Consider the following 1,746-nt stretch of genomic DNA (forward strand, 5'->3'; position numbering starts at 1 on the left):
GCGACTTCTTGAGCTATGTACCCATCGGGCGCCATCTGATCGTAGGCTACAACATCGTGACCGACTGGCTGGCCAAACACAGAGAACCAGCAGCTGCCGAGCTGGAGCACCTCCATCATATCTTACTGCCGGACCAGCTCTATCGTAGTGAGCCAGCTCCCATCACAGCCGATATGCGCACCGAGCTCTACTACATACTCGGGCACCCCCAGATAGCCGGCATCCAGCAGGATACCAATATCTATGCGGCGGTCGGACGCTTGCAGAGCATCCACGATCGGCAAAATGTAACTGCTAGCCCAGATATGTGCAGTATAAAAGAAGTAATAAAAGCAGTACGTCAGTATATTGATGATTTACTGGACAATGAGAAGGAAATCCCTACGATAGCTCGGATAGCCGGTCTTTACCATATCGACAAAGACCATCTGAGCAAAATGCATAAAAAGTTTCATCAGCAGCAAAGCCTACAAGAATATATTAGCGAGAAAAGGCTTGAACGTGCCGCCCTACTCCTTAAAAATGGTATAGGCATCGTTGCAGTGTCTTACCGACTACACTATCACGACATCTCTGCCTTTAGCAATGCCTTTAAGAACAAGTACGGCGTACGTCCGAGTGAGTTCCCTTTATGAGCCCGCACCCACCCTGCACACGGATTTTTACAAGCAATTTCACGGATACTTACAACAATCAGCCTGCATATCGTCCCTACCTTTGATTTATCAGTACAGCGAAAGTCGTTGTACGTAATTGAACAAAAGGGTTATGATCATTAAACAAGACATAAAGATAAGAATACTACTGACTGTACTATCTGTAGCCATGCTGGCCATTATCCTGTTATTTGGTTATTTCAACCGCAATAAATCCTATGGCTGTACCATCCAAATTGTAGACGCCGATAATGGTACAGTACTCATGCGCCTAGAGGCAACCTGCAAAGATCATGGTCAAGAAACAGATCGAGACCCTTATTATACCAATCGTGTTTACAGCTTTGAGGCCTATAGTGTCGAAAAGGAAAAACAGCAAAATGATAGCATCCAAGAAAACAACTTTTGGAACGCCGAGCGGGATGCCCGGCACCAAGCAGACATAAAACAACGCTTACAAAACGATTAAAAGCATGAACAAGTTAAAACGCATCATCATCCAAGCACCGCGCTATATACTAGCTTTCTTGCTGTTCTATACGGCTGCCAAGAAATTCGTGAACTATGGCGCCCATCTGGCGCATATCAGAGATATCGGGTTTGTACCCGCAGGCATAGCCGATAGCGCAGCAATAGCCAGCATAGCTGTAGAAGCAGGGGTAGCCTTGCTGCTGGTACTCAACTACAGAAAGGCGCAGGTATGGGGATGGTGCATTTTGATTGTACTCATGGCTACCTACAGCTACTACGTGTTTTTTGTACAGAATAAGGCACTATTCGTACCCTGTTCTTGCGAAGGTATACACGGTAAACTAAGCTGGACAATGCACTACTGGATCAACGCCAGCATTGCTGTCCTAGCTCTAGGCATGCTGTATTACCATTATCGTATGCGTAAGCAAAAAATGATGAAGCCCTAGGAAAAGGCTCCATCAAAACATTACAAACAATTTAAATGATTGTGTATGAAATATCCATGTAGCAATAACTACTCAAACAACACTAAAAATACATTGGATATTCCATATGCCCATTTAAAAGCAAATCATTAACATATGAACACGCTAAAATCAATTTTATTAGGAACATT

At 44.2% G+C, this 1,746-nt stretch carries 3 protein-coding genes; all 3 read left to right on the forward strand.

Annotated elements, in window-relative coordinates:
• The coding region (locus JKG61_RS22690) for a helix-turn-helix transcriptional regulator (RefSeq protein ID WP_237249592.1) at positions 1 to 635 on the forward strand (635 nt) is incomplete at its 5' end.
• A gap of 133 nt (positions 636 to 768) precedes the next feature.
• On the forward strand, positions 769 to 1,125 hold the full coding sequence (locus tag JKG61_RS22695) for a hypothetical protein (protein WP_202105293.1): 357 nt from the start codon (positions 769 to 771) through the stop codon (positions 1,123 to 1,125).
• Between the two features lie 4 nt (positions 1,126 to 1,129).
• A complete protein-coding gene (locus JKG61_RS22700; protein WP_202105294.1) occupies positions 1,130 to 1,576 on the forward strand; it encodes a MauE/DoxX family redox-associated membrane protein in 447 nt (148 codons plus the stop codon).
• Positions 1,577 to 1,746 lie beyond the last annotated feature (170 nt).

The sequence above is a fragment of the Sphingobacterium faecale genome (assembly GCF_016746095.1).
In the GTDB taxonomy this organism is placed as follows: Bacteria; Bacteroidota; Bacteroidia; order Sphingobacteriales; family Sphingobacteriaceae; genus Sphingobacterium; species Sphingobacterium faecale.